This is a genomic window from Pseudomonas sp. UBA7500, from assembly GCF_002478435.1.
Lineage (GTDB): Bacteria > Pseudomonadota > Gammaproteobacteria > Pseudomonadales > Pseudomonadaceae > Aquipseudomonas > Aquipseudomonas palmensis.
In genome coordinates, this window is record NZ_DLNW01000056.1 from 69,454 (window position 1) to 91,609 (window position 22,156).

Genomic DNA, 22,156 nt, shown 5'->3' on the forward strand with positions numbered 1-22,156 from the left:
CTGGCGGGATACCGTTGCGTACCCTACCAGCTTGGGCAGGCAAAAAACTCAGTCGCCCAACGCGACGCCCTCGCGACGTGGGTCGGCACCGGCCGACCAGCCCTGCCCATCACGCACGATGACCTGCGTGCCGCTGGTCATCTCGATGGGCGATACCGCATGCCCGCGGGCCTTGAGCTGCTCGATCAGGGCGGGGCCGATCAGCCCGGCCTCCACTTCGGTGCCGACGTTGCGGCTGCCGAAGTTGGGCAGGTCGACGGCCTGCTGCGGGTCGAGGTTCCAGTCCAGCAAGCCGATCAGCGCCTTGTTCACGTACTCGATGATCTGCGAGCCGCCGGGCGAGCCGAGGGCGGCCACCAGCTGGCCGCTGGCCTGGTCGAACACCAGGGTCGGCGCCATCGAGGAGCGCGGCCGCTTGCCCGGTGCGATGCGGTTGGCCACCGGCTTGCCGTTCTCCTCGGGGATGAACGAAAAGTCGGTCATCTGGTTGTTGAGCAGAAAGCCCTTGACCAGCACATGAGAGCCGAACGCCGCCTCGACCGAGGTGGTCATCGACAGCGCGCCGCCCTGATCGTCCACCGCGACGATCTGCGAGGTGGAAATGCGCAACGGCGAGCGGTCAGGCGCCCATGCCAGGGGCATGCCGGGCGGCACACCGGCAGTGGCGACGCCCATGCTCCGGTCACCGATCAGCGTGGCGCGTTGGGCCAGGTACGCCTTGCTGGTGAGCCCTGGCACATTGACCGGCACCTGGTCGCCGTCGGCCAGGTACAGGGCGCGGTCGGCATAGGCCAGGCGCTCGGCTTCGGCAATCAGGTGCACGGCCTGGGCGGAGGGTTGCATGACGCCCCCGGGGCGAGCTTTTTCGGGCGCCATTGCGGCCAGGTCCAGTGCCGGTTTCTGGCGCTGCAGCGCCTCCAGAATGCCCAGCGTCTGCAGTACCGCGACGCCACCGGACGACGGTGGCGGCATGCCGCAGACCGTCCACTGCTTGTACGGCCCGCATACCGGCTCGCGCACCTTGGCCCGATAGCCTGCAATGTCGCCCAGCGACAACGTGCCGGGGTTACTGTGGGTATTGACCTGCTGCACCATCGCCTCGGCGATGGGCCCGTGGTAGAAGGCGTCCGGGCCCTGGTTGGCGATGGCCTCCAGGGTTTGCGCCAGCTCGGGGTTCTTCAGCAGCGTGCCCACGGGCATGGGCTGGCCCTGGGGCGTGAGCAGGTAGCGGGCCAGTGCAGGCGACTGCGGTATCGAGGTGGAGGCGGCAATCAAGGCATGCAGCCGCGCAGACACGGGGAAACCGTCGCGGGCCAGGTCGATGGCCGGCTGGAACAGCGCGCGCCAGGGCAGCTTGCCGTGTTGCTGGTGCGCCATCTCCAGGGCCCTGAGCACACCGGGCACGCCCACCGAGCGACCGCCGATCTGGGCGTCCTTGAATCCCATCGGCGTGCCGTCCGGCTTGAGGAACAGGCGGCTGTCGGCCCCTTGGGGCGCCGTCTCCCGCCCATCGAACGCCTGCACCTGCTTGCCATCCCAGTACAGGATGAAGGCGCCGCCGCCGATGCCGCTGGACTGCGGCTCCACCAGGGTCAACACCGCCTGCATGGCAATGGCGGCATCGATCGCAGACCCGCCCTTGCGCAGCATCGCCTGGCCGGCGGCGCTTGCCAGGGGGTTGGCTGCCGCGGCCATGTGGTGCTGTGCCTGTACCGGGGCCATGCCTGTGCGGTAGCCCGAGGCGATTTCCGGGGCGGCGGGCAAGGCGGTGCTGGATGGCGCAGGCGGGGTTGCGCTGGTACAGGCGCCGAGCAGCAACGCTGCCATCGAGAAGCCGAGGGCGTGGATCAGGTGTTTGCGGGTGGTTGGGTAACCGGTCAAGACCAACTCCATTGAGCGTTTGGGGAACGCGGGCAATGGTAGCGTGATTGACGCGAGCAGGCCCGGTACTCACCGCGCCTTGTGCGGCGAATCCAATGCGCGTGCCCTGATTCTCGACGCGTAGGGTGCAGATTGATTAAGCTTCCCGCTTTAACGTTTCAGTTTGTTTCAAGGATTCAGATGACAATTCAGCAAGCGCCGCCACTCGCCTATTCCAGAGCCACCGTCGGCAAGATGGAAGCCGCCATGGCCCTGGGGAGTTTTGCCATCGGCACCGGCGAGTTCGCGATCATGGGGCTGATGCCCGACATCGCCAGCAACCTGCACCTGAGCGAGCCCCAGGTGGGCCATGCCATCAGCGCCTATGCCCTGGGCGTGATGGTGGGTGCGCCGGCCCTGGCGATTCTGGGCGCCAAGCTGCTGCGCAAGCACATGCTGCTGTTGCTGATGGCGCTGTATGCAATCGGCAACCTGGCCACGGCCTTGGCGCCCTCCTTCGCCGGGCTGGTGGCGTTTCGCTTTATCAGCGGCCTGCCCCACGGCGCCTACTTCGGCATCGCGGCGGTGGTGGCCTCGAGCATGGTGGCCACCGACCAGCGCGCGGGCGCGGTGGCACGGGTGATGATGGGGCTCACCCTGGCGATGCTGCTGGGCAACCCGGTGGCGACCTTCCTGGGGCAGTTCTTCGGCTGGCGTGCGGCGTTCGTGCTGGTGGGCGCGATTGCGCTGTGCACCATCGGGCTGGTGTGGCGCTACGTGCCGCAGCGTCACGATGAAGTGCGCAGCGACCCGCGCAAGGAGCTCCAGGCGTTTCGCCTGCCGCAGGTGTGGATGGCGCTGGCTATCGCCTCGATCGGTTTTGCCGGCATGTTCTGCGTGTTCAGTTACCTGGCGCCGACCATGCTGCAGGTGACCAAGGTGTCGCCACAGTGGATTCCATTCGGGCTGGCGGCGTTCGGGGTGGGCGGCATCATCGGCAACATCGCGGGCGGCAAGCTGTTCGACCGCCTGCAGTTTCGCGCGGTGGGGTTGGTGCTGGTATGGTCGATTCTCGTGCTGAGCCTGTTCCCCTTCGCGGCCAGTTCGCCGTGGGGCGTGCTGCTGGGCTGCGGGCTGGTCGGCACCATGATCGCACTGGCCGCCCCCTTGCAGATTCGCCTGATGGACATTGCACATGAAGCGCCGAGCCTGGCGGCGGCATCGAACCATGCGGCGTTCAACCTGGCCAATGCGCTGGGGCCATGGTTTGGCGGCATGGCGATTACCGCGGGGTTCGGCTGGACCAGTACCGGCTACATTGGCGCGGCGACTGCGCTGGTGGGGTTGGGGATCTACCTGGTGGCGCGGCGGATGAAGGGCGGGCACTGAGGGCCTGCCAGGTTTTGCCAAAGGAAAGAAACCAACGTGAACCAGCTTTCAATCGCCAGCTTCAAATCGAAGTACAGCCAGGGCTTCTACTCGACCTTCGCCATCGATGGCGTGCCGCTGGAAGTCTGGCTGCCAATACGAGACCCCGCTGCACAGCTTCATCTGGTGGCAGCGCATGCCGGCCTCTACGGCGAAGACGATAATGAACTGGTGTGGGACCGCAGCTACTCCACTGCCCCTGGGTGGACCACCCTGGTGCCGCTGCTGGTGTGCTCCGATGACCTGGACCTGAGCTGCACGGTCATCGTCGTGGAGCAACACGCCCATGAGGATCACATACACTGGCGGCGCTTCGGCCTGCTGCACGAGGTGATCACCCTGGAGCAGCCCCGCGTCAGCTGGTTCGAGGCCGCTTGCACCGCCACCTTTGAACGCGCCGAATTCCACCGCACACTGGATGAATTTCGCCGGCTGGAAGGCGTGGTGATGGCCTGGGACTAGGGTCTGTATGAAAAGTCTTGAGACGAAGGTCAGGCTGTTTTCAACGCAGCATCACCGAGTATCAAGGCTTTTCGTACAGAGCCTAGGCCGTTATCGAAGCCTGGACTGTTCGCATGCAGCCTTGAGGCGCTGCATGGCATCGGGCGCCATGGGCGCAGTCATCATGGCGTGATAGTTCATGCATTCCCGGGTTTGCTGCTCAGCCGTGGGAGCGCCGCTGGAGGTACAGCCGGCGAGGATGAACAGCGCAAGGGCCGTGATCAGTGGTTTCATTTGTGTATCCGAGAAAGGACCTTTGGCGCGATGCGGCAGTATGCAATGAAGCCGTGTCAGCAGGGCTCATCACTTAGGGCTACTGAACTGATTACGAAGCGGCAGCCCCAAAGACTACTACTTTGAAAACTTTCCCATTGACGTAGGAAATAGCGCCATCCAGTTTGGCCGGGCTACCTGCATCAGCCTGCTGAATGAGTTCGGCAAGAGTAGCCTGCATCTCACGGATATCGTAGCTGTACGCCAGGCCGTAGCGTTCACAATGTGCGTTGTAGCGAGCGCAAATAATCTCTGTATCCAACGGAATGTTCAGCTTCGCACAGTGGCTGTTGGCATCCGCTATGACCTTCAGCAGTGTGTCGGTATCAATGCTCATCAAAGCCCCCCAATCGTCAAAAAAATCGAACCACAGGTAGAAATAAAAAGCTGGAAACTAAATTAGATAGCTTGTGCGAGTCAGGGATTCCGGGGAGTACACCGCAAAGCAAGTGCTCCCAGACACACCATGCTCCCCATCATGAACGTGGCTAATGCTCCCATGAAATCAATTCAATTTAACTCGTTCGATGCCCGGACATAAAATACGCCCCAATTAAGGAACACTTCAAGACGCCCGAGCAAAAAAACCTACAACGAATCAAACTTGCCGAAGAGGGCAAATGTAGATTCGGTTTTTATCTCGGACCATCAGGGCACCCGATTAAAATGAGCACAGCATTTACATTCTCGATCAAGCGTATTCGTTTCGACGAACATTATCGCCCCGCTGAAAACACCCGCACGACCACCAACTTCGCAAACCTGGCGAGGGGGCAGCGTCGCCAGGAAAACCTGCGCAACACCCTGACGATGATCGACAATCGTTTCAATGCCCTGGCGCACTGGGACAACCCGAAAGGCGACCGCTACAGCGTCGAACTTGAAATCATTTCCGTGGAAATGAACATGGATGTCGAGCACAGGGACACCGCCCTGCCGCTGATTGAAATACTGCAGACCACCATTGTGGATCGCAAAACACGCGAACGCATCGAGGGTATCGTAGGCAACAACTTCTCCTCGTACGTGCGCGATTATGACTTCAGCGTGCTGTTGCTGGGGCACAACAAGAACCAGCAGGGGTTCAGCACGCCGGATGATTTCGGCGAGCTGCACGGCAAGCTGTTCAAGCATTTTGTAAACTCGAGCACTTATAAAGAACACTTCAAAAAACCACCGGTCATCTGCCTGAGTGTTTCAAGCAGCAAGACTTATCAGCGCACCGAAAACCAGCACCCGGTATTGGGCACCGAATACCAGCAGGACGAATATTCCCTGACCGATGAGTACTTCCGGAAGATGGGCCTGAAGGTTCGCTACTTCATGCCTGCCAACAGCGTGGCACCGCTGGCGTTCTACTTTGCTGGGGACCTGCTTGGGGATTACACCAACCTTGAACTGATCAGCACCATCAGCACGATGGATACCTTCCAGAAGATCTATCGCCCTGAAATCTACAACGCGAATTCAGCAGCAGGTCGATCCTATCAGCCGAGCTTGAATCACCAGGATTACTCGTTGACCCGCATTGTCTACGATCGAGAAGAGCGCAGTCAGTTGGCCATCGAACAGGGCAGGTTTGTCGAAGAGCACTTCATCAAGCCCTACCAGACCGTGCTTGAGCAGTGGTCCGCCCAATACGCGCTTTGATCATTCAGAACATACAAGGTCATCTATCGTGAAAAAACTGCTACCCACCTCCACTGCTGGCAGCCTGCCCAAACCGTCCTGGCTTGCACAACCCGAGACGCTCTGGTCGCCCTGGAAGCTGCACGGCGAGGAGCTGCTCGAAGGCAAGCAGGACGCCTTGCGCCTGGCCCTGCAGGAACAGCAACACGCAGGCATTGATATCGTCAGCGACGGCGAACAGACCCGCCAGCATTTCGTTACCACCTTTATCGAGCACCTGAGCGGAGTGGATTTCGAAAAGCGCGAAACCGTCAGAATTCGTGACCGCTATGACGCAAGCGTGCCGACCGTTGTGGGTGCTGTTGCCAGGCAAAAACCGGTGTTTGTCGAAGATGCCAGGTTTCTGCGCCAGCAGACCAGCCAGCCCATCAAATGGGCCCTGCCCGGCCCCATGACCATGATCGACACGCTGTATGACAGCCACTACAAAAGCCGGGAAAAGCTGGCTTGGGAATTTGCCAAGATCCTCAATCAGGAAGCCCGAGAGCTGGAGGCGGCGGGCGTGGACATCATCCAGTTCGACGAGCCTGCCTTCAACGTGTTCTTCGACGAGGTGAATGACTGGGGCGTGGCCACCCTGGAACGGGCGATCGAAGGGCTCAAATGTGAAACGGCCGTGCATATTTGCTACGGCTACGGCATCAAGGCCAATACCGACTGGAAAAAGACGCTTGGTTCGGAGTGGCGCCAGTATGAGGAAGCCTTCCCCAAGCTGCAGAAATCCGGCATCGATATCATCTCGCTGGAGTGCCACAACTCCCATGTCCCGATGGACCTGATCGAGCTGATTCGCGGCAAGAAAGTGATGGTGGGGGCCATCGATGTGGCGAACCACGCCATCGAAACCCCCGAGGAAGTGGCCAACACCCTGCGCAAAGCGCTGCAGTTCGTGGACGCCGACAAGCTCTACCCGTGCACCAACTGCGGCATGGCCCCTCTGCCCCGCGAGGTGGCGCGCGGCAAGCTGAACGCCTTGAGCGCCGGCGCGGACATCGTGCGCAGAGAGCTCTTGAACCGATAAGGGTGCAGGAGGGGTTGCAGCGCTGATCGAGCGGCTTGCCCCCTCCCCACCGCCTTTGGATCCGCCCCTTCAGCCAGGACCTACCATGTCACGTTCCAGTACTGCCATCGAGCCATTGCGCTTTCGCGAAGCGCTCGGGCACTACGCATCCGGTATCACGGTGATCACGTCGCAGATCGAGGAGGAGCCGGTCGGCTTTACCTGCCAGTCGTTCTATAGCGTGTCGATGAGCCCGCCGCTGGTGTCGTTCAGCGTGATGGCCGGTTCGGCCAGCTACCCCAGGATCCGCCAGGCAGGCCGCTTCGCGGTCAATATCCTGTCCGGTGAACAGGTCGGGATCTCCAACCAGTTCGCCCGACGAGGTACCGACAAGTGGCAGGGCGTGCAATGGCAGGCATCGCCACTGGGCAACCCGATCATTGCCGGCAGCCTGCACTGGCTCGATTGCGAGATCCACGCCGAACACGTCGCCGGTGATCACCTGATCGTGATTGGCGAAGTGAAAGCGCTGAACCTGCAGCAAACTGCCGCCACACAGCCCTTGCTGTACTTCAAGGGGCAATACTGCAACCTCGCCGCCCACGGTGCAGGCTGAGGAACAGGGGCCTGGCCTTCTCAACAAGCCCCTTGCATCGCGGTATCGACCGCTTCCACAAGCATCTGCGCATGCTCTTCGGTAAACGCCAGCAGCGGACGGATTTTGAGCACGTTCTGGTGCGGACCAGCGGCGCTGATCAGTACGCCCTGCTCGCGCATCGCGTTGACCACCTGGCGGGCCTGCCTGGCTGCGGGTGCCCTGGTGGCGCGGTCGGTGACCAGCTCAACCCCAAGGAACATGCCGGCCCCCCTGACGTCGCCGATCATTTGATGGCGCTGGGCAAGCCGTGTCAGGCCGTCCAGCAGGTAGCTGCCAATGTGATGAGCCCTCTGCTGCAGGTGTTCTTCGCGGATCACGTCCAGCACCGCCTGACCTGCCGCACACGAGACCGGGTTGCCGCCAAAGGTATTGAAGTAGCGCATGCTCCTGCCGAAGTGATCGACCACCTGGGAGCGCCCGACGATGCCGGCAATGGGCTGGCCATTGCCCATGGGCTTGCCGAGGGTGACGAGGTCCGGGCGCACGTCGTGCCTGGTAAACCCCCACATGTTAAGGCCGGTACGCGCAAAACCCGGCTGTACCTCATCGGCGATGTACAGCAGGCCTTCGGCCTGGGCCAGCGCCACACCCTCGGCGATACAGCCCGCCGGCCCTGGCAGCACGCCGTCGCTGGAGAAGATGCCATCCAGCAGGATTGCCGCCGGGCGGATGCCGTGCGCCTTGAGGTCGTCGATTGCGGCGCGCACGTCTGCGGCGAACATCGACGCCACGTTTTCGGCCCCCAGACGGTAAGCGTCAGGTGCGCGAACGGTGCGCACATGCGCCGGGAGCACCATGGCGCTGCCAAGCGATGGTGAAAGCTCGGCGATGTCTGCGGTGACGCCGTGGTAGGCGAACCGGGTGATGATGACGCCGGTGCCACCGGTGCAGTGCCTGGCGATACGCAGCGCCAGATCATTCGCCTCGCTCCCGGAGCAGGTGAACATGACGCGATCCAGGTCATCGGTGAAGGTACCGAGCAACTGCTCGGCATAGTCGAGAATGCCCTCCTGCAGGTAACGGGTGTGCGTGTTCAGCACCTGCGACTGCCGATGCATCGCCTCGACCACCCGGGGATGGCAGTGACCGATGGAGGCAACGTTGTTGTAGGCGTCCAGGTAGCGACGGCCCTGCTCGTCGAAGAGCCATACGCCCTCCCCTCGAACGGTGTGCAGCGGTCGCTCGTAGAACAGACGGTATGCCGGGCCCAGTAGCCGCTCGCGGCGCTCGATCAGGCGTCGCTGCGATGCCGAAAGCCGGGTGGCGTCGGCTGACGTGAAGCTGTTGATCATGCTCATGCTCGATTTGCTCGCAGGCAGGCCGAAGCAATTCGGTCTTCTGTTTCAGCGCGAGACAGCGCCGACAGTGCCTTCAGGTTTGCCCAGGCACGCTGGGTGTTTCGAAGGATGTACTGGCGATTGTCCGGATGCAGTTCGGCGCGCCAGGAGTTGATGCACAGGGCCAACGCCAGGCGCGTGGCCAGCAGCTCGGGCAGCAGCGCCAGCTCCTGCTGGTTCAGGGGGTTGCACTGGTGGTAGCCGACAATCACATCCAGGGCCGGCTCCAGTACATCGCCTACCTGCCCAAGGTGGTAGGAAGCGGCAACCGCGACCTCGTTGACCAGGGGCGCATGCACCATGTCACCGAAATCGAGGATGCTGCGCAGCACATCGGGGTTGTGGGCATCCACGATGATGTTGTGCGGGTTGGTGTCATTGTGAATGACCTGCTTGCGCAACCCGGGGATGCTGGGCACCACCACCGACGCATACTGCTCGAGGCTGCGCTGCACCAGGCTTCGTCCGGGGCCGGGTTCGATGTGCACCAGCAGCGGTCGAAGGTGCGCGGCGTGCTGCATGTCCCACAGCAGCGCATGCCCGGCGGCGGGGTGGGCAAACCCTTGCAGCGCCACGTCAAGCCGGGCGATGGACTGCCCGATGACCCGGCGAAACGTCGGTGTGGGGTGACTCACGCAGTGAAGGGGCATGCCGTCTTCGAAGGACAGCAGCCGCGCCAGCATGCGCTGCCCGTCGATCTCGACGAAGGTGGCGTACTGGCCCTCAAGCGAGGGGTGCACGCGCTGAACCGCCAGCCCGGGATCGCGAAGCTCGATTCTTCGCATCGCCTGGTTGTGGAAGTCGACCACATCGGGGTTTTCAAGCGGGTGGGAGAGCTTGAACAACCGGGATGAGCCGTCTTCGAGCATCACGCGGAAATTGAGGTCGCGCTCGCCGCCCAGTTTTTCGAGCGTGCCGGTCAAACCGAATTGCTGGCGCAGCACTGCACACGCCTGCGCATAGGTGACCTGTGCCGGAGCAGCTTCGAGCAGGCTGTCATCGACAGCCAGATTTTCAAGGGGCATGACTGGCATCCTTATACGGCCTTTGAATGGCGCCCCCGGTTTCAGGGGCGCCATGCATCACTTGTTGACCCAGGCGTTGAAGCGTTCCTCCAGGTCCTCACCGTGGTCGATCCAGAACTCGGCGTCGGTGGCACGGGCGTTTTTCAGGTTTTGCGGGGCGGTGGGCAGTTTTTCCCCCACGCGTTTGTCCAGCAGGTCCATCGCGCCGGTGTTGCTGGGCCCGTAGGGGATGGCCTCGACGAAGTTCTTCTGTTGCATGGGCTCGCTGGCGAACGCGATGAAGCGCTCGGCCAGTTCCTTTTTCGGCGCCCCTTTCACGATGGCCCAGTGATCGAGGTCGTAGAGGCTGCCATTCCATTGCATCGCGAACGACTGGCCTTCCTCCTGGGCAGAGGTGACACGGCCGTTGTAGGCGGAGGTCATGACCACGTCACCGGCGATCAGCCATTGCAGCGGCTGCGCGCCGGAGTCCCACCACTGGATGCTGGACTTGATTTCATCGAGCTTCTTGAACGCACGTTTGACACCCTCTTCAGTACCCAGCAGCGTGTAGAGGTCCTTGTTGTCTACCCCATCGGCGAGCAGCGCGAACTCCAGCGTGAACTTCGCGCCGCGGCGCAGGCCGCGCTTGCCGGGGTACTTCTTCAGGTCCCAGAAGTCGGCCCAGCCTTGCGGGCTGGAGGCGAGTTTGTTGGGGTCGTAGGTCAGCACGGTGGACCAGATGAAGATGCCGACACCACAGTCGCTGACGGCCGCAGGAATGAAGTCTTCCTTGTTGCCTATCCGGCTCCAGTCCAGCGGTTCGAACACCCCTTCGCTGCAACCACGGATGAGCTCGGGCGATTCGACCTCCACCACATCCCAGCTGGTTTTGCCGGTGTCGGCCATCACCTTGATCTTGGCCATTTCGCCGTTGTAGTCGTCGGCGGTGATGGCCACGCCGGTCTGGGCGGTGAAGGGTTTGTAGAACGCCTTCTCCTGCGCCTGGCGGTTGTTGCCGCCGAAGGACACCACGGTCAGCTTTTCAGCGGCATACAGCGGGCTTGCGATGGTTGCGATGGTTGCGATGGTTGCGAGCAAAAGTACAGCTGCGATTTTCTTATTCATGCGTCTCTCCAGGTCAGCTACGGGTCGTGGGCAGCTTTAAAGGGATGGCAGTTTTCTTGTAGTGGCAGCAATCGATCGAACGTGACGCTTCCCCGGTGGGGACGGGACGCATTAAAACACATAATAAATATGATGCATCATATTTTACGCTACACTTGCCCTCACCAATGAACAGGGAACCCGCCATGACCGATCAACGTACGCTGCTTCTCACCGGTGCCAGCCGGGGCATCGGCCACGCCACCGTGAAACATTTCAGTGCTGCGGGTTGGCGCGTGTTTACCGCCTCGAGGCAGGACCTGGGCGAAGGCTGCCCCTGGGCCGAAGGCATCGCCAACCACATTCACCTCGACCTGGGGAGCGTGGAGGACATACAGCGCAGGCTTCCGGAAATCCGGGAAAAACTCGGGGGGCGGCTGGATGCGTTGGTCAACAACGCCGGCGTTTCACCCAAAGGCCCGGATGGTGGGCGACTGGGGGTGCTGGAGTCCGACTACTCGACCTGGCTGAATGTGTTCAACGTGAACATCTTCTCGACGGCCCTACTGGCGCGGGGGTTGTTCGAGGAGCTCAAGGCGGCGAAAGGCTCGGTGATCAACGTCACCTCCATTGCCGGTTCGCGGGTGCACCCGTTCGCAGGGGTGGCGTATGCCTGCTCCAAAGCGGCGCTGTCGGCGCTGACGCGCGAGATGGCGCATGACTTCGGGCCCTATGGGGTTCGGGTGAACGCGATCGCCCCGGGGGAGATCGACACCTCCATCCTGTCCGCTGGCACCGAGCTGATCGTGGAGCGATCGATCCCGATGAAACGCATGGGCAAGCCCGAGGAAGTCGCGGCGTTGGTGCATTTTCTCTGCACGCAGGGCGCTTCGTACGTCAATGGCGCAGAAATCCATGTAAACGGTGGGCAACATGTTTGAGTTACTCGATAATCGCTGCCGGTAGCCTCCCCTCTCCCGCCGGGCCCGCGCCGCACACGAGTACGCGATGAATTATCCGATTGAGCACCTGAAACACTCCTACCTTGGCAGCGGTATCTATGGCCTGCTGCGCGAAGCCCTGATTACAGGGCGCTTCCAGCCTAACGACCGGCTGCGCATACGCGACCTTGCCGAACAGCTGGGTACGAGTGTCACACCAGTGCGGGACGCGATTCTTCAACTGGCAAAGGAGCAGGCGCTGGTTCTGAAGACACCGCGGGACATTCGTGTGCCGGTACTGACTTCCAAGCAGTACCTGGAGATCAGGAGCATCCGGCTCTCGCTCGAGGGGTTGGCGGCCGAAACAGCTGCATCGCTGGCGACCGAGGAGCAAGTGGCGCGGCTGCAAACCTGCATTCAGAACAACCTGCTGGCGATCAAGGACAATGACTTGAGGTCCGCGCTGACCTTCAACCACGAGTTTCACTTCAGGTTGGCGGAAATCGCCGATATGCCGGTGCTGGTCAGCCTGCTGGATGGGTTGTGGATGCGTACCGGGCCGCTGATTGCCCGGGCCTACGGCGGGTTCAACGAGCGCATGGCGATTGATCATCACTGGGATGTGCTGGAGGCGTTGAAGCAGCGCGATGGTGCGGCGGCTCGCCTGGCGATCTGCAGTGACATTCTGGATGGGAGCCAGAAGATGCTGGAGTATGTTCAGATGGAGCATGACTGAAGGGGCGTGGTGCTGGCGATAACTCGGCATGCGACAGGCCGCATGCTGCAAGTGGCGCCGCTGGCGTTCTGAAACCGATTCTCCCCCCCTGTTCCGGCGTCCTGCCGACCGAAAAAATTCCCCTCCCCGTGCAATTCGTCGCCTCGGCTCGCCGTGCTCGCCCGACTGGATTACTGTATATACAAACAGTACCCATATGGTGGCGGAAATGACCCAAGACATTGAAGACCTTGACGGCTTCGGAGCGCCCACTGAGCTGGAGATGTGGAAGCACCAGGTGGTGCTCATTACGAATGAGGCCGAATACCTGACCCGAGAGCTGGGCAAGGCGCGCAGGAACATTGCCAAGCTTGTGGCGATGAACCAGGGGCTGACGAAGGACCTGCACGACCTGCAACTGAAATCGACAGGGCGAGTGCTCCCCACGAGCTGCGCACTCAGTGGCAGCCCGGCACAGGAAATCGCGGAACTTCATAAAAACTCATAAGGCGTGTCGTCACCGTAAAACTTAGCGGAAAAGGCAGGAAACTTACACGGTGCACGACCCCATTAAAGTGAGAGCGAAACTTTTTTTGAACAAGAAATAAATTGTAACAATGACCTGTTGAAATATTTTAAATACCAGGAACCCAACCTTTATTGACCAAAAAATGTGAAGCCGTGCGTTTTTATAGCTGGATGGAAACCCAGTTCAATAAAACCTCACCCGATGGTAACGTATGCTTTCGCATTGCTCAGAATAATAAAAACATGAGCAAACTTGTTGGTTGAATAAAGGATTAACGAATGACTATCGAGCGAGAGATTTTCTCGGCCCTTATCGCGCAGAACGCATTCCAAGGTGAAAAGCCGAGCGTACAAAGCTACGCCCAGCTCGCCGTAGACAAGGGGTTCAGAGCGCTTACGTCAAGGCAGCAGGCGGTGGTGAGCCCCTTCCTGAAGAAACAATGCGAGGGGATGAGAAAACCAAACGAAAAACACAACAACTGCCAAAACACGATAGCCGGTCGTGATTTGGTTGCAGCGCTTGAAAAAGCAGAAAGTTACAAGGGATGGCGCTGCGAAAGCTGCCGGAGTGCATCTTAAAAGCCAGAAAGCACCGCAAAAAGAGTAGCCCTCCAGAAAAGCTGTAAAGTAAAAAACACTATTGCACTCGCTACTCCTGACTGTTATTGCAGCAGGCCGCCATGGCCTGCTCGCAAGTTTTTCTTTTTATGCCCTGATCAGCCCACCCGCCAATCGTCGTTCACTCGTCACGCACCTGAGCGCCTTGAAAAAATAGTGCACGAAACAGCCCGATTCTTTTGCGCGGCCAACTTTTTTTAGAGAGAAAAATAGTGCCTATCTACCAGGCAGCACTACTGGTTGTGCGCCGGGTCATCGCTTACAGTGAGGCCAGCATCCTCGACAGCGATGTTCGGTGCGGGCGGGCTGGCACTCGTAGCCAGACCAATTAGCGGGCCTACCAAGAGCTGGCGAGTGCTTCAATGACGACGCTGCCCGTCAGAGCATCAACGCTTCCGGTGCAGTTCGGGTGACCAGGCGCTGCTCAGGACGATAACCCCGAAGATCACCAGGTACAGCGGGTATCGACCGTGAACACCCGGTTGAGTCGATTAGGGGCAATGATCGATGGCCGCCCTTTGATTGCGCGCGGAGCTTTGTAGCCTCTTAGCGCCCTGATTTTGTAGGTGCGCATCAATCCGGCGACACGGTGCTTACCGCAGCTTTCTCCAGCCTCACGCAAGTCAGCAAACACCCGCCGTGCGCCATACACACCTCGGCTGGCTGCATAGGAGTCGCGGATCAGTCCTAACAGTCGACCATTCTCTTTTCACGATCAGATACAGGCTTAAGTAGCCATTGATAGAGCCCGGCACGAGCAACCTGCAAAACCCGGCACAGCGTAGCGACGCGTATTGATGCCGATGCTCGTTCATAAAGCGGTATTTCACTCGGATTCCCTGGCGAAGTACCGCGCTGCTTTTTTTATATGTCACGCTCTTCTTCCAAGCGCCGCATTTGGGCTCGCAGCAGTAAAATCTCGCTTTTGGCTTCGAGCAGTTCGCTGGCCTGTTTCTCGGTTTCGTCAGGCGTCACGGGTTTAACCCACTTGTAGAGGCTGTGGGTCTACACACCGAGGCGCTCGGCTGTTTCCGCAACGGAGTATCCGCGTTCAATGACTTGCCTGACTGCTTCGGCCTTGAATTCCGGCGTGAATCGTTGGGTACTCATAGACGTCCTCCTATGCTCAAAGCATAGGCTGGAGATGTCTACGGTGCCGGGGGCAGTCCATCCTGATTGCGTATCTCAGCACAATATTCGAGCGCGCAAGCCCCTGCCGTCAATCTACTAGCAGGTCGCACTCATGGGATTTAGTACTCAGCGCCCTTCACCTCCTGGTCGACCTTCGACGAATCCAAATGAGGTTTCGAGCCCTCAATTTTTTCTCGGCAGCTTGGATCGCTACCTCCCCAGTGGTAACTGATATTCATCAGGAAGAGCACCGTAATGCTGCACTATCGCATCCACATCCATGAAGTGCCCGCCGACAAAATCCGCAAACAAACCCGCCGCGTAATTGGACAGCTTCTGATCAACTCCCAAGATATCGAGGCTGGCCCTGAGTGCTACTGCCAACCAGAACTCGGCGGATTGATCACCACGCTCGTACACAAACAGGCGAAGACCATGGTTGAAAACATGCTCTTCATATTGCCCCAAAGGTGTGTAAGCAGGGGCCCGCGTTGCAGGCATGGCGAGCCGGTAAAAAGTACACACGATGTGCGAAATCAGCAGTTCGAGCAGCAACCATAATCGGGCGTCGTCCGAGAAAATCTGACGCCCGTGATTCTCAAAGATTTTGCTCAGGATCATACTGGACAATGGATTAGGGTTTCCCGCCAAACCCTTCAGCTCTGTCAGCATCAGCGGTCGCGGCAAAGTGTTCAGAGCGAAGAGCAGCAGGCCATGGCGACGCTCTTCGAAATCGAAGTCAGGCGTGTCGGTGACACTGAGCAAAATGGTGTTCACATTCGCTACCTTCCAGCCTTTCGAGTAATGCAGGCCGGCAAATGCGAAGTCCATGCAGAACCATGGAATCTCGTTAGCTGCCGATAACTGGATCGCCAGGTACACGGTGGCATCAATCCCGTCTTTGATGGAGTAAAGCTCCAACGCGGTATCATGCACAACCGGGTGTTTTACTACTGCTTCTTCCAGGATGCGCCTCATCCCGCGCAGGGTGTGACCATCGCGAGCCTGGACATCCGATGCTGTCGTTCTGAACAACCTGCCAGCGCCGTTGACGCCCATCATCAAGAAGCTTTCATGCGAGACATGTTCAACCCACCGCTGCAAGATCACCTTGGTTTCACCCGGCAGGACGAATGTGTAGCCCTTGTTCAGGAGCTTATCGACAATATTGGTCATCGTCAGGTAAGCGATTGAGTAGGCATCCAGCACAATCTCGCCGGGCTCAGCACTGCCCTCGTTTACCAACAACGATTTCGGTATGGTGCTGTCAGACCATGCGTTCAGCGCAGCCTTAATTGGATTGTCGCCCTGCTCTGCATGCGAGCGAATGAAGAGCGGAATGTCGTCATTCAGACTCTCCTTACGAGGAGAACGGTTAACCCTCAGCTTTTGCTCCAGATACGTAACAAAGTCCGCCGGATCCTTAGGTAGCTGGAGAATGGCGAAAACGTCGCTCCCGTCGTTTTGCAAATGCCTTAGCTGTGAAGCAAGGCGAATGCACGCCACGTAAGGGGGCACGCGGGATAAAAGCTTGTACTCCACGACACCCAGCAGCGCCGCCTGGTTGACCTCCAGCGAAACCAGGAGGTTACCAAGCTGAGAATCCCTGATTAGCACATGCTGTCCCTTCGCCTCACCCTCCTCGACGATCAACCGAATTTGTGGTTTTCCATCTTGTTCGAACTCAATACCCTCAAGGCAACCCGAAACGACACTCGACACGTTGAAGCCTGCCTGCCGGCGCCACGCACTTCCAAAATGGAAATTTACCAACATGACAGCCCTGCCGGACGGATCTTCCAAGAACCATCGCACCAAGCGAGGCTCCGCGCGCTTGAAGTTTCCAGCGGAGGTAAGAAAACGCATCGCCACCATGGATTCGTGTGAGTAATCCTCCAGGATTTCATCGGGAATGCCATCATGGAATTGCCGCTGCTCATCGAGGTTGTGATAGCGCTCACGCAGCTCACATCCGCGCAACCAGCAGCTGAGGTTGTGTGGAGCTATCTGGATCATCTGGTCACTTAGCTCCAGAGCGCGCTCTACATCTCCCAGCGCCTCTTCCTTTAGCGAAAGGAAATGCATCAATGAAAGCGATCGCTCACCCCCGGGAATCCGAGCAATGAGGGTATCAAACGACTGATACTGCTGGGTTTCGAGCAGGCATCTCAGGTGGAGCAGCACGAACGGCGACGGCCAAAGCTCACCATCTGGCAACACTGCAGACGTCAGCGTGAGCGCCTTTTGAGGGATCTCCGCCTCATACAGGTTTTCAGCCACTTCTAAAACGATCCAAGCAGACAGCTCGCTCTGGATACGCTGACCAAACAGACCAATAAACTCATCGACCTTTCCCTCCAACTCATAACGCTCAACCAAGTCGTTGGTATGAACGACAAGCTGAGAATGAGCCAGAAGCATCACCATCGCAGTATCAATATCGCCCGCGTCGGCAATGATCGCCTCAGTAGTAAGCCAGCGCCTGAGTTCATCCGGCTTCGCGAATCGGGTGAAAAAAACGGCATCCAAGAGCTGGACAGCGTCGCTGGCCAGAAATGCTTGGCACCAAGCGATTCGTGCATCCTGTGCACCTTGGGCAGCAGTCACCGACTGCATGGACTCAGAAAGGCCTGAGTGGTCTCCCTGGGTTGATCGAATGCGCGCAGCCACTTCTGGGTATGACGCCTCCATGTGGTCTACGTACTTCGCACAGACATTCAAAAGCCTGATAGGCAGTGAGGTCTGAAAGTAATCGAGGATCGGGCCAGCCATATCGTAGAGCCTGGCATCACTGCCATTCGACTGCTCGATCAGCTCCGCGACCTCCGCCACCAACTCGTCGATCGAGTGCTTGAGCTGTGGATCAGTCAACCAGTAGGAGCGCTCCTTGACTGCGGGATTCAGGCGCAGCGCCTTCGTGATCAGCAGCAGAACCCTTGAGTTGTCCGATGGGTAAAGGTCATGAAGACGGACAGCTGCAGGTGATGCGATATCCAGGGCTTCCAGACGGCAGGCACCATCGACGATACCAGTGAGCTCGCCTTCGCTCAGAATCAGTTTTTTGCTCGCTGCAAGTAAGACATCCACTGTTGCGTAGTAGCGGTAGAAGGCTTCGCGGGCGTACGGGCCAGGATTGGTGGTCTCGTCATAGAGCTCCTTGGCTGACTCTTCGGAGTCTGTCTTTCGCGAAAATTTCAGGAGCGCTGCGATGCAGTGGTCTTTGACGATTGCGTCCTGAGTCGTAGCGGTGACCCGTGTAACGGCGTTCAGGGCTTCCTGCGTGCCTTCGGGCTCGACCAAGTCTCCATAGAGCGCGATGACATCCAGCAGCGCAGAGACTTCCGAATTGCCGTGTTCGGTCGCCTTCATTGTTTCGAGCCGCACCTTAGCGGAAACAATGTTCTTCTTTCGGACATCGGCCAGAAGGAGATCGATGGCCTTGCGCAGATGGGAAGGTGCCAGCGCCTGGATGACGATGTCGAGCTTGTGCTGGACGTTGTCGCCCGTCCCGGTGTGGTGCTGATTAATTGTGCTCACGGTGCCACCCTGAACCATAACGTCGCACCCTACCCTTTGTACGAGATCTTGTTACCCGCGACGTTGTCGCCGCTCCCGTTGTGGGTTTGGTTGACAGTAGTGATCGTGGACGGCGCAACTGTCGCCACGTGGGCGTTGATCTGGCGGATCAGGGCGTCGAGTTCGGGGGACTTATCGATGCGGCGCTCGATGGCGATTGGGCTGTGTTCATCCGTGATTTCGAGCTTGGCCAGTTGCTCAGCCAGTTGCTCGGCTACGGCATCCTCGGTGATCCAACGGCTAAGACCCTCCTTGACCTTGTCTTTGGTGATCAGAAAGCCATGTTTGACGATGTCGTAGGCAGCGTTAGAGATGATTGCGGTGGTGATGAAGTCCATAGCTGCATTTCCTTGCATTGCGGTCGAGGTCAATTTACGGCAGGGCAAAAATGCCGTCGGTGGGAGAGGAAACCTGGTTGGCGATGAGGCGGCCTGGCGTCTCAATTTTGCACCTGATCAAGCCTGATCAGGCTATGAGCCGTGCTTTGCATAAGAGCTTACAGACCTGGCATGAAGCCAAATTGTAACCGATAGCCTAACGATAGCTAAGTGCCACCAACTGACCGATACTATAACCAATCGCGCGCCTCCTCCGGCTTCTGGTGGCTGGGTAGTTCGGATGCTGGCGATTGGCCTCAAGGAGCGTAGGCGGTTTGGTAGGACTTTCTGGGCGAACGGATGAGTGGGTTGACAGGGAGGTTGGTTTGCCGCGGAGCTTTGAGCCTGGGGAGCCAGAGTAAAATGCAAGTCATGAGCGGAGTGCGGGCCCTTGGGTTTGCACGTTCTGATTCGTGCCAAGATTGCCAACCTCATCACCTTTGAATTTCCGCTCATTGCTCCATCGACTGCGCTGCCTTATCGGTCACTTTTTGATGCAACGCTACAACTGGCAGCGACCGCATCAGCTGAACAGCGGGCTGACGCCCGCTGTTGCTGAGGAAAAACTTAACGCAGTGTCCGGGATTAGTTGACCACTACAAGCGTGACATCGTCCCGAAGAAGGCGGCCCGCACCCAGAAAGACAACCTGGCCGAGATACGTCAGTTGCGCAATTACTTCGAGAAGGCGCCAATCGACGGAATCACGCCTGCGCATGTGGCGAAGTATCGCGATGCTAGGACTGCGCCGGTCAGGGCGAACCGCGAGATCGCCACCCTGTCGCACATTTTCAACATCGCCCGGGAATGGGGCCTCACCACCAACGAGAACCCGTGCCAGGGCGTGCGCAAGAACAAGGAGGTACCGCGAGACTTCTATGCCAATGACGAGATCTGGAACGCGGTCTATGCGAAAGCGGTGGGTGAACTGAAGGACGCCATGGACTTGGCGTATCTGACGGGCCAGCGTCCGGCGGACGTTCTTGTGATGAGGCGGGACGACATCGAGGGCAATGCCCTGGGTGTGAAGCATAAGAAGACCCATAAGAAGCTGCGGATCATGCTGGAAGTGGATGGCGCGGAGAGCAGCCTGGGCGCCCTGATCAGGAAGATTCTGGCGCGCAACGCTTCGCATGGGTCGCCATACCTGCTGCTGACCGACAACGGCAAACGGGTGACGGCAGCGATGCTGCGTCACCGCTGGGACGACGCCCGGGAGGAGGCGGTGAAAGAAGCAGTCTCCGCCGGTGACCAGGTCCTGGCTGGAAAGATCAGACAGTTCCAGTTCCGCGACATTCGCCCGAAGGCGGCTTCCGAGATCACCGATGTCGACCACGCCAGCCTGCTGCTAGGCCACACCAAGGGCGACATTACCGAGCGGGTTTATCGTCGAATTGGAGCCTTGGCGAAACCCACCAAGTAGCAAAGTATTGTCAGCGCTGACAAATCAAACCATTCCCAAGGGTGTTCCCATGAGTAGTTTTTCTATGCCCCAAAAACGCAAAAAGCCCTGACTAATCAGGGCTTTGAAGATGGCGGAAGCGTAGAGATTCGAACTCTAGGATAGTTGCCCATCGACGGTTTTCAAGACCGATAGACAAATGCCCGCCCGCCGTGGCTTGCAACAGATTTTCGGTTCCAAAACTAAAGCCCAACAGCACCTCTGCAGGCCGCATGCTGCAAGGGGTGCCGATGGAGTTTTGGAACCGATTTTCACCCCTCCTCCGGCGTCCTGCCGACAGAAAAAATCCCCCTCCCCGTGCAATTCGTCGCCTTGATTCGCCGCGCCAGCCCGACTGCATTACTGTATATACAGACAGTATTCGCAAGGTGATGAAAATGACCCAGGAAATTGAAGACTTTGACGGCTTCGGAGCGCCAACTGAGCTGGAGATGTGGAAGCACCAGGTGGTGCTCATGACGAATGAGGCCGAATACCTGACCCGAGAGCTGAGTAAGGCGCGCAGAAATATCGCCAAGCTTGTGGCAATGAACGAGGGGCTAACGAAGGACCTGCACGACTTACAGCTGAAATCTACCGGGCGAGTGCTCCCAGCGAGCTGCGCACTCAGTGGCGAGTTGCCGCCGGGCCTCCAAGCACAGCCTGCTGATACTCACTGACAGCCTGCATCAGCGCCTCGGCCTCAAGCCGCAAGCGGTCGACCTCTTCTGCCGCGGTAAGCGAATCTCGCGCCTCGTGGTAGCGCCGCACCGCATCCATCGCTTGCTGCATCAGCGGCTCACCCGCCGCCATCTTCTCCTGCAAGTCGTCCATGCTGCCCTCCGATTTCGGTCAGGGCAGTATAGGCCTGTTCGCAGGTTGCTCCCCTTCCCCGGCTTTGATCAGCATCTGTCGCCAGGTCTCCCGCTCTTTCATCAGCGCGCTTGAGCACGTCGGCAAGCACCAGGGCGACGCGGGAAGCTGCCGCGCTTGCTGCGGCAGTGCAGGAATGGCCGCTGGCCGCACTTGCGGCACGGCCGGCTGCTCGATCGACTTCGTCCCGCAGGCTGAGATCAGCGCGAGCAGCGGCAGCATCAGCCACCGCACGGTCAATGGTTTTCTGTCCATCCTGAATCGCCTTGTTCATCTGTTGTTGGTGGGCCTGCTCCTTGGTTCGCTCTGCAGCCTCGGCCAGCGCCCAGGCCTGCTTGTCGCCGGCATCGCGCGCAGCCCACCTGCCCTGCCACTCACTATCCTTGGTCGTGCGCCCGTGGTCGTAGGCACCCCAGTACGACGCCAGCAACAGCAGCATGGCCGTAGCGCGCCAGACCCAGCCGTTCACGCCAGCCTCCCGCCGGCCGCGATGTAGTGCGCCAGCAGGTCATCAAGCTTGCGCTCATGCTGCCCGTACCCGGCGCCTGGCAGGCTGGCCCAGATATTCCGGCACTTCGTGATTGCGGCCGGGATACGGCCGGCGTGCACCTCCGCCAGGGCGCCGCGCTCCTTGACCAGGTGCAGGGCCAGCCTGTCTTGGCTGGTGGGCCCGAAGTCAGGCAGCTTGAGCAGGTCGCGGTAGTGCGGCCAGTAGCGCTGGAGCTGCTGGTACCGGCCAGCGGCCGTGGACTTCAGGCCCTTGTTGTTCACTGTCACCAGCACGCCAGGGTGAGTGCTGTAGCTCTTGAACGTGTTCGGGCTATCGATGCCGCCAACAACCACGTCATAACCATCGTCGCGGGTGTGCTTGCTAGTCGAGGTGCCTTCGGACCAGGCCAGCATATCGAGGAAAGCGAGCGCGTTCTTGCTGCCCGCCAGGGAGTCGGAAATTCGAGCCATGCGTTTCTCCAGGCAATAAAAAACCCGCCGCGGCGGGTATCGGTTCTCATCTGTGATCAGGCCGGCGGCGCGGGCCAGTCGATGTCAGTCGGGTAACCTGGCTGCTCAGGCAGACGGCTCAGCGCGACCCGGTATTTCTT

Annotated in this window: 22 protein-coding genes, 1 tRNA gene and 1 pseudogene; 10 read left to right on the top strand and 14 right to left on the bottom strand. The window is 59.4% G+C overall.

Annotation, left to right across the window (positions count from 1 at the left end; all coding sequences use genetic code 11):
* Positions 1-48: 48 nt before the first annotated feature.
* A complete protein-coding gene (gene ggt / locus B4I46_RS25095; RefSeq protein WP_286902302.1) occupies positions 49-1,827 on the bottom strand; it encodes a gamma-glutamyltransferase in 1,779 nt (592 codons plus the stop codon).
* Between the two features lie 234 nt (positions 1,828-2,061).
* Between ggt and B4I46_RS25100 the strand changes: the two genes are divergently transcribed.
* Entirely contained in the window at positions 2,062-3,249 is a 1,188-nt protein-coding gene (locus B4I46_RS25100; protein ID WP_275727441.1) for an MFS transporter, read from the top strand.
* Positions 3,250-3,285: 36 nt separating this feature from the next.
* Positions 3,286-3,750 carry a hypothetical protein gene (locus B4I46_RS25105; RefSeq protein WP_238596440.1) on the top strand — a complete coding sequence of 155 codons (465 nt, stop codon included), beginning with the start codon at positions 3,286-3,288 and terminating at the stop codon, positions 3,748-3,750.
* Positions 3,751-3,840: 90 nt separating this feature from the next.
* On the opposite strand, the gene B4I46_RS25110 is transcribed toward B4I46_RS25105, so the two are convergent.
* On the bottom strand, positions 3,841-4,023 hold the full coding sequence (locus B4I46_RS25110) for a hypothetical protein (protein WP_054916126.1): 183 nt from the start codon (positions 4,021-4,023) through the stop codon (positions 3,841-3,843).
* Positions 4,024-4,114: 91 nt separating this feature from the next.
* Positions 4,115-4,399, bottom strand: a complete 285-nt coding sequence (locus B4I46_RS25115) for a hypothetical protein (protein WP_286902291.1) — start codon at positions 4,397-4,399, stop codon at positions 4,115-4,117.
* 329 nt (positions 4,400-4,728) lie between these two features.
* Here B4I46_RS25115 and B4I46_RS25120 point away from each other — a divergent pair, with 329 nt between their 5' ends.
* The 3 genes from B4I46_RS25120 (at position 4,729) to B4I46_RS25130 (ending at position 7,367) form a co-directional block, all read left to right on the top strand.
* Positions 4,729-5,712, top strand: coding sequence for a DUF1852 domain-containing protein (locus B4I46_RS25120; RefSeq protein WP_286902292.1), 984 nt, complete (start codon positions 4,729-4,731; stop codon positions 5,710-5,712).
* Positions 5,713-5,740: 28 nt separating this feature from the next.
* Complete coding sequence (locus tag B4I46_RS25125) at positions 5,741-6,772, top strand: methionine synthase (RefSeq protein ID WP_043861040.1); 1,032 nt, start codon at positions 5,741-5,743, stop codon at positions 6,770-6,772.
* An 85-nt stretch (positions 6,773-6,857) separates the two neighbouring features.
* Entirely contained in the window at positions 6,858-7,367 is a 510-nt protein-coding gene (locus B4I46_RS25130; protein WP_054916127.1) for a flavin reductase family protein, read from the top strand.
* 20 nt (positions 7,368-7,387) lie between these two features.
* Here the strand turns inward: B4I46_RS25130 and B4I46_RS25135 are convergent, their stop codons facing one another.
* From B4I46_RS25135 to B4I46_RS25145, 3 genes are read right to left on the bottom strand one after another with little or no spacing between them, the layout of a single operon-like run.
* Positions 7,388-8,707, bottom strand: a complete 1,320-nt coding sequence (locus tag B4I46_RS25135) for an aspartate aminotransferase family protein (protein ID WP_286902294.1) — start codon at positions 8,705-8,707, stop codon at positions 7,388-7,390.
* Positions 8,704-9,771: a phosphotransferase gene (locus B4I46_RS25140; RefSeq protein ID WP_286902295.1), complete on the bottom strand. Its 1,068-nt coding sequence runs from the start codon at positions 9,769-9,771 to the stop codon at positions 8,704-8,706. Before B4I46_RS25140 ends, B4I46_RS25135 begins: the two co-directional genes overlap by 4 nt.
* A 57-nt stretch (positions 9,772-9,828) precedes the next feature.
* Positions 9,829-10,878, bottom strand: coding sequence for an ABC transporter substrate-binding protein (locus B4I46_RS25145; protein ID WP_286902297.1), 1,050 nt, complete (start codon positions 10,876-10,878; stop codon positions 9,829-9,831).
* 185 nt (positions 10,879-11,063) lie between these two features.
* Between B4I46_RS25145 and B4I46_RS25150 the strand changes: the two genes are divergently transcribed.
* From B4I46_RS25150 to B4I46_RS25165, 4 genes are all read left to right on the top strand, one after another.
* The gene (locus B4I46_RS25150) at positions 11,064-11,798 is read left to right on the top strand and encodes an SDR family NAD(P)-dependent oxidoreductase (RefSeq protein WP_078480772.1); all 735 of its coding nucleotides are present in this window, start codon (positions 11,064-11,066) and stop codon (positions 11,796-11,798) included.
* Positions 11,799-11,865: 67 nt separating this feature from the next.
* Positions 11,866-12,534, top strand: coding sequence for a GntR family transcriptional regulator (locus tag B4I46_RS25155; RefSeq protein WP_286902298.1), 669 nt, complete (start codon positions 11,866-11,868; stop codon positions 12,532-12,534).
* Positions 12,535-12,742: 208 nt separating this feature from the next.
* Positions 12,743-13,021, top strand: coding sequence for a hypothetical protein (locus B4I46_RS25160; protein WP_143516652.1), 279 nt, complete (start codon positions 12,743-12,745; stop codon positions 13,019-13,021).
* A gap of 299 nt (positions 13,022-13,320) precedes the next feature.
* Positions 13,321-13,620 (top strand): hypothetical protein, encoded by a 300-nt coding sequence (locus B4I46_RS25165; protein WP_043861032.1) that lies wholly within the window; start codon positions 13,321-13,323, stop codon positions 13,618-13,620.
* A gap of 505 nt (positions 13,621-14,125) precedes the next feature.
* On the opposite strand, the pseudogene B4I46_RS25170 reads toward B4I46_RS25165, so the two are convergent.
* The 3 genes and pseudogenes from B4I46_RS25170 to gapS6a form a co-directional block, all read right to left on the bottom strand.
* Positions 14,126-14,769 (bottom strand): annotated as a pseudogene (locus B4I46_RS25170) (transposase); the annotation flags it as partial.
* Between the two features lie 231 nt (positions 14,770-15,000).
* On the bottom strand, positions 15,001-18,327 hold the full coding sequence (gene gapS6b / locus B4I46_RS25175; RefSeq protein WP_236171708.1) for a GapS6b family protein: 3,327 nt from the start codon (positions 18,325-18,327) through the stop codon (positions 15,001-15,003).
* A gap of 29 nt (positions 18,328-18,356) precedes the next feature.
* Positions 18,357-18,704: a GapS6a family protein gene (gene gapS6a / locus B4I46_RS25180; RefSeq protein ID WP_229589322.1), complete on the bottom strand. Its 348-nt coding sequence runs from the start codon at positions 18,702-18,704 to the stop codon at positions 18,357-18,359.
* Positions 18,705-19,295: 591 nt separating this feature from the next.
* Between gapS6a and B4I46_RS25185 the strand changes: the two genes are divergently transcribed.
* Positions 19,296-20,165, top strand: coding sequence for a tyrosine-type recombinase/integrase (locus tag B4I46_RS25185; RefSeq protein ID WP_286902299.1), 870 nt, complete (start codon positions 19,296-19,298; stop codon positions 20,163-20,165).
* A 110-nt stretch (positions 20,166-20,275) separates the two neighbouring features.
* Here the strand turns inward: B4I46_RS25185 and B4I46_RS25190 are convergent.
* From B4I46_RS25190 to B4I46_RS25510, 5 genes are all read right to left on the bottom strand, one after another.
* Positions 20,276-20,382 (bottom strand) — tRNA-Ser (locus tag B4I46_RS25190).
* 428 nt (positions 20,383-20,810) lie between these two features.
* Positions 20,811-21,017, bottom strand: coding sequence for a hypothetical protein (locus tag B4I46_RS25195; protein WP_254506177.1), 207 nt, complete (start codon positions 21,015-21,017; stop codon positions 20,811-20,813).
* On the bottom strand, positions 20,983-21,525 hold the full coding sequence (locus tag B4I46_RS25200) for a DUF2514 family protein (RefSeq protein WP_286902300.1): 543 nt from the start codon (positions 21,523-21,525) through the stop codon (positions 20,983-20,985). Before B4I46_RS25200 ends, B4I46_RS25195 begins: the two co-directional genes overlap by 35 nt.
* Entirely contained in the window at positions 21,522-22,016 is a 495-nt protein-coding gene (locus tag B4I46_RS25205; protein ID WP_286902301.1) for a glycoside hydrolase family 104 protein, read from the bottom strand. The genes B4I46_RS25200 and B4I46_RS25205 overlap by 4 nt, the downstream gene beginning before the upstream one ends.
* A gap of 56 nt (positions 22,017-22,072) precedes the next feature.
* Positions 22,073-22,156: phage tail assembly chaperone (locus B4I46_RS25510; protein ID WP_349681959.1), on the bottom strand; the 84-nt coding region annotated here is incomplete at its 5' end.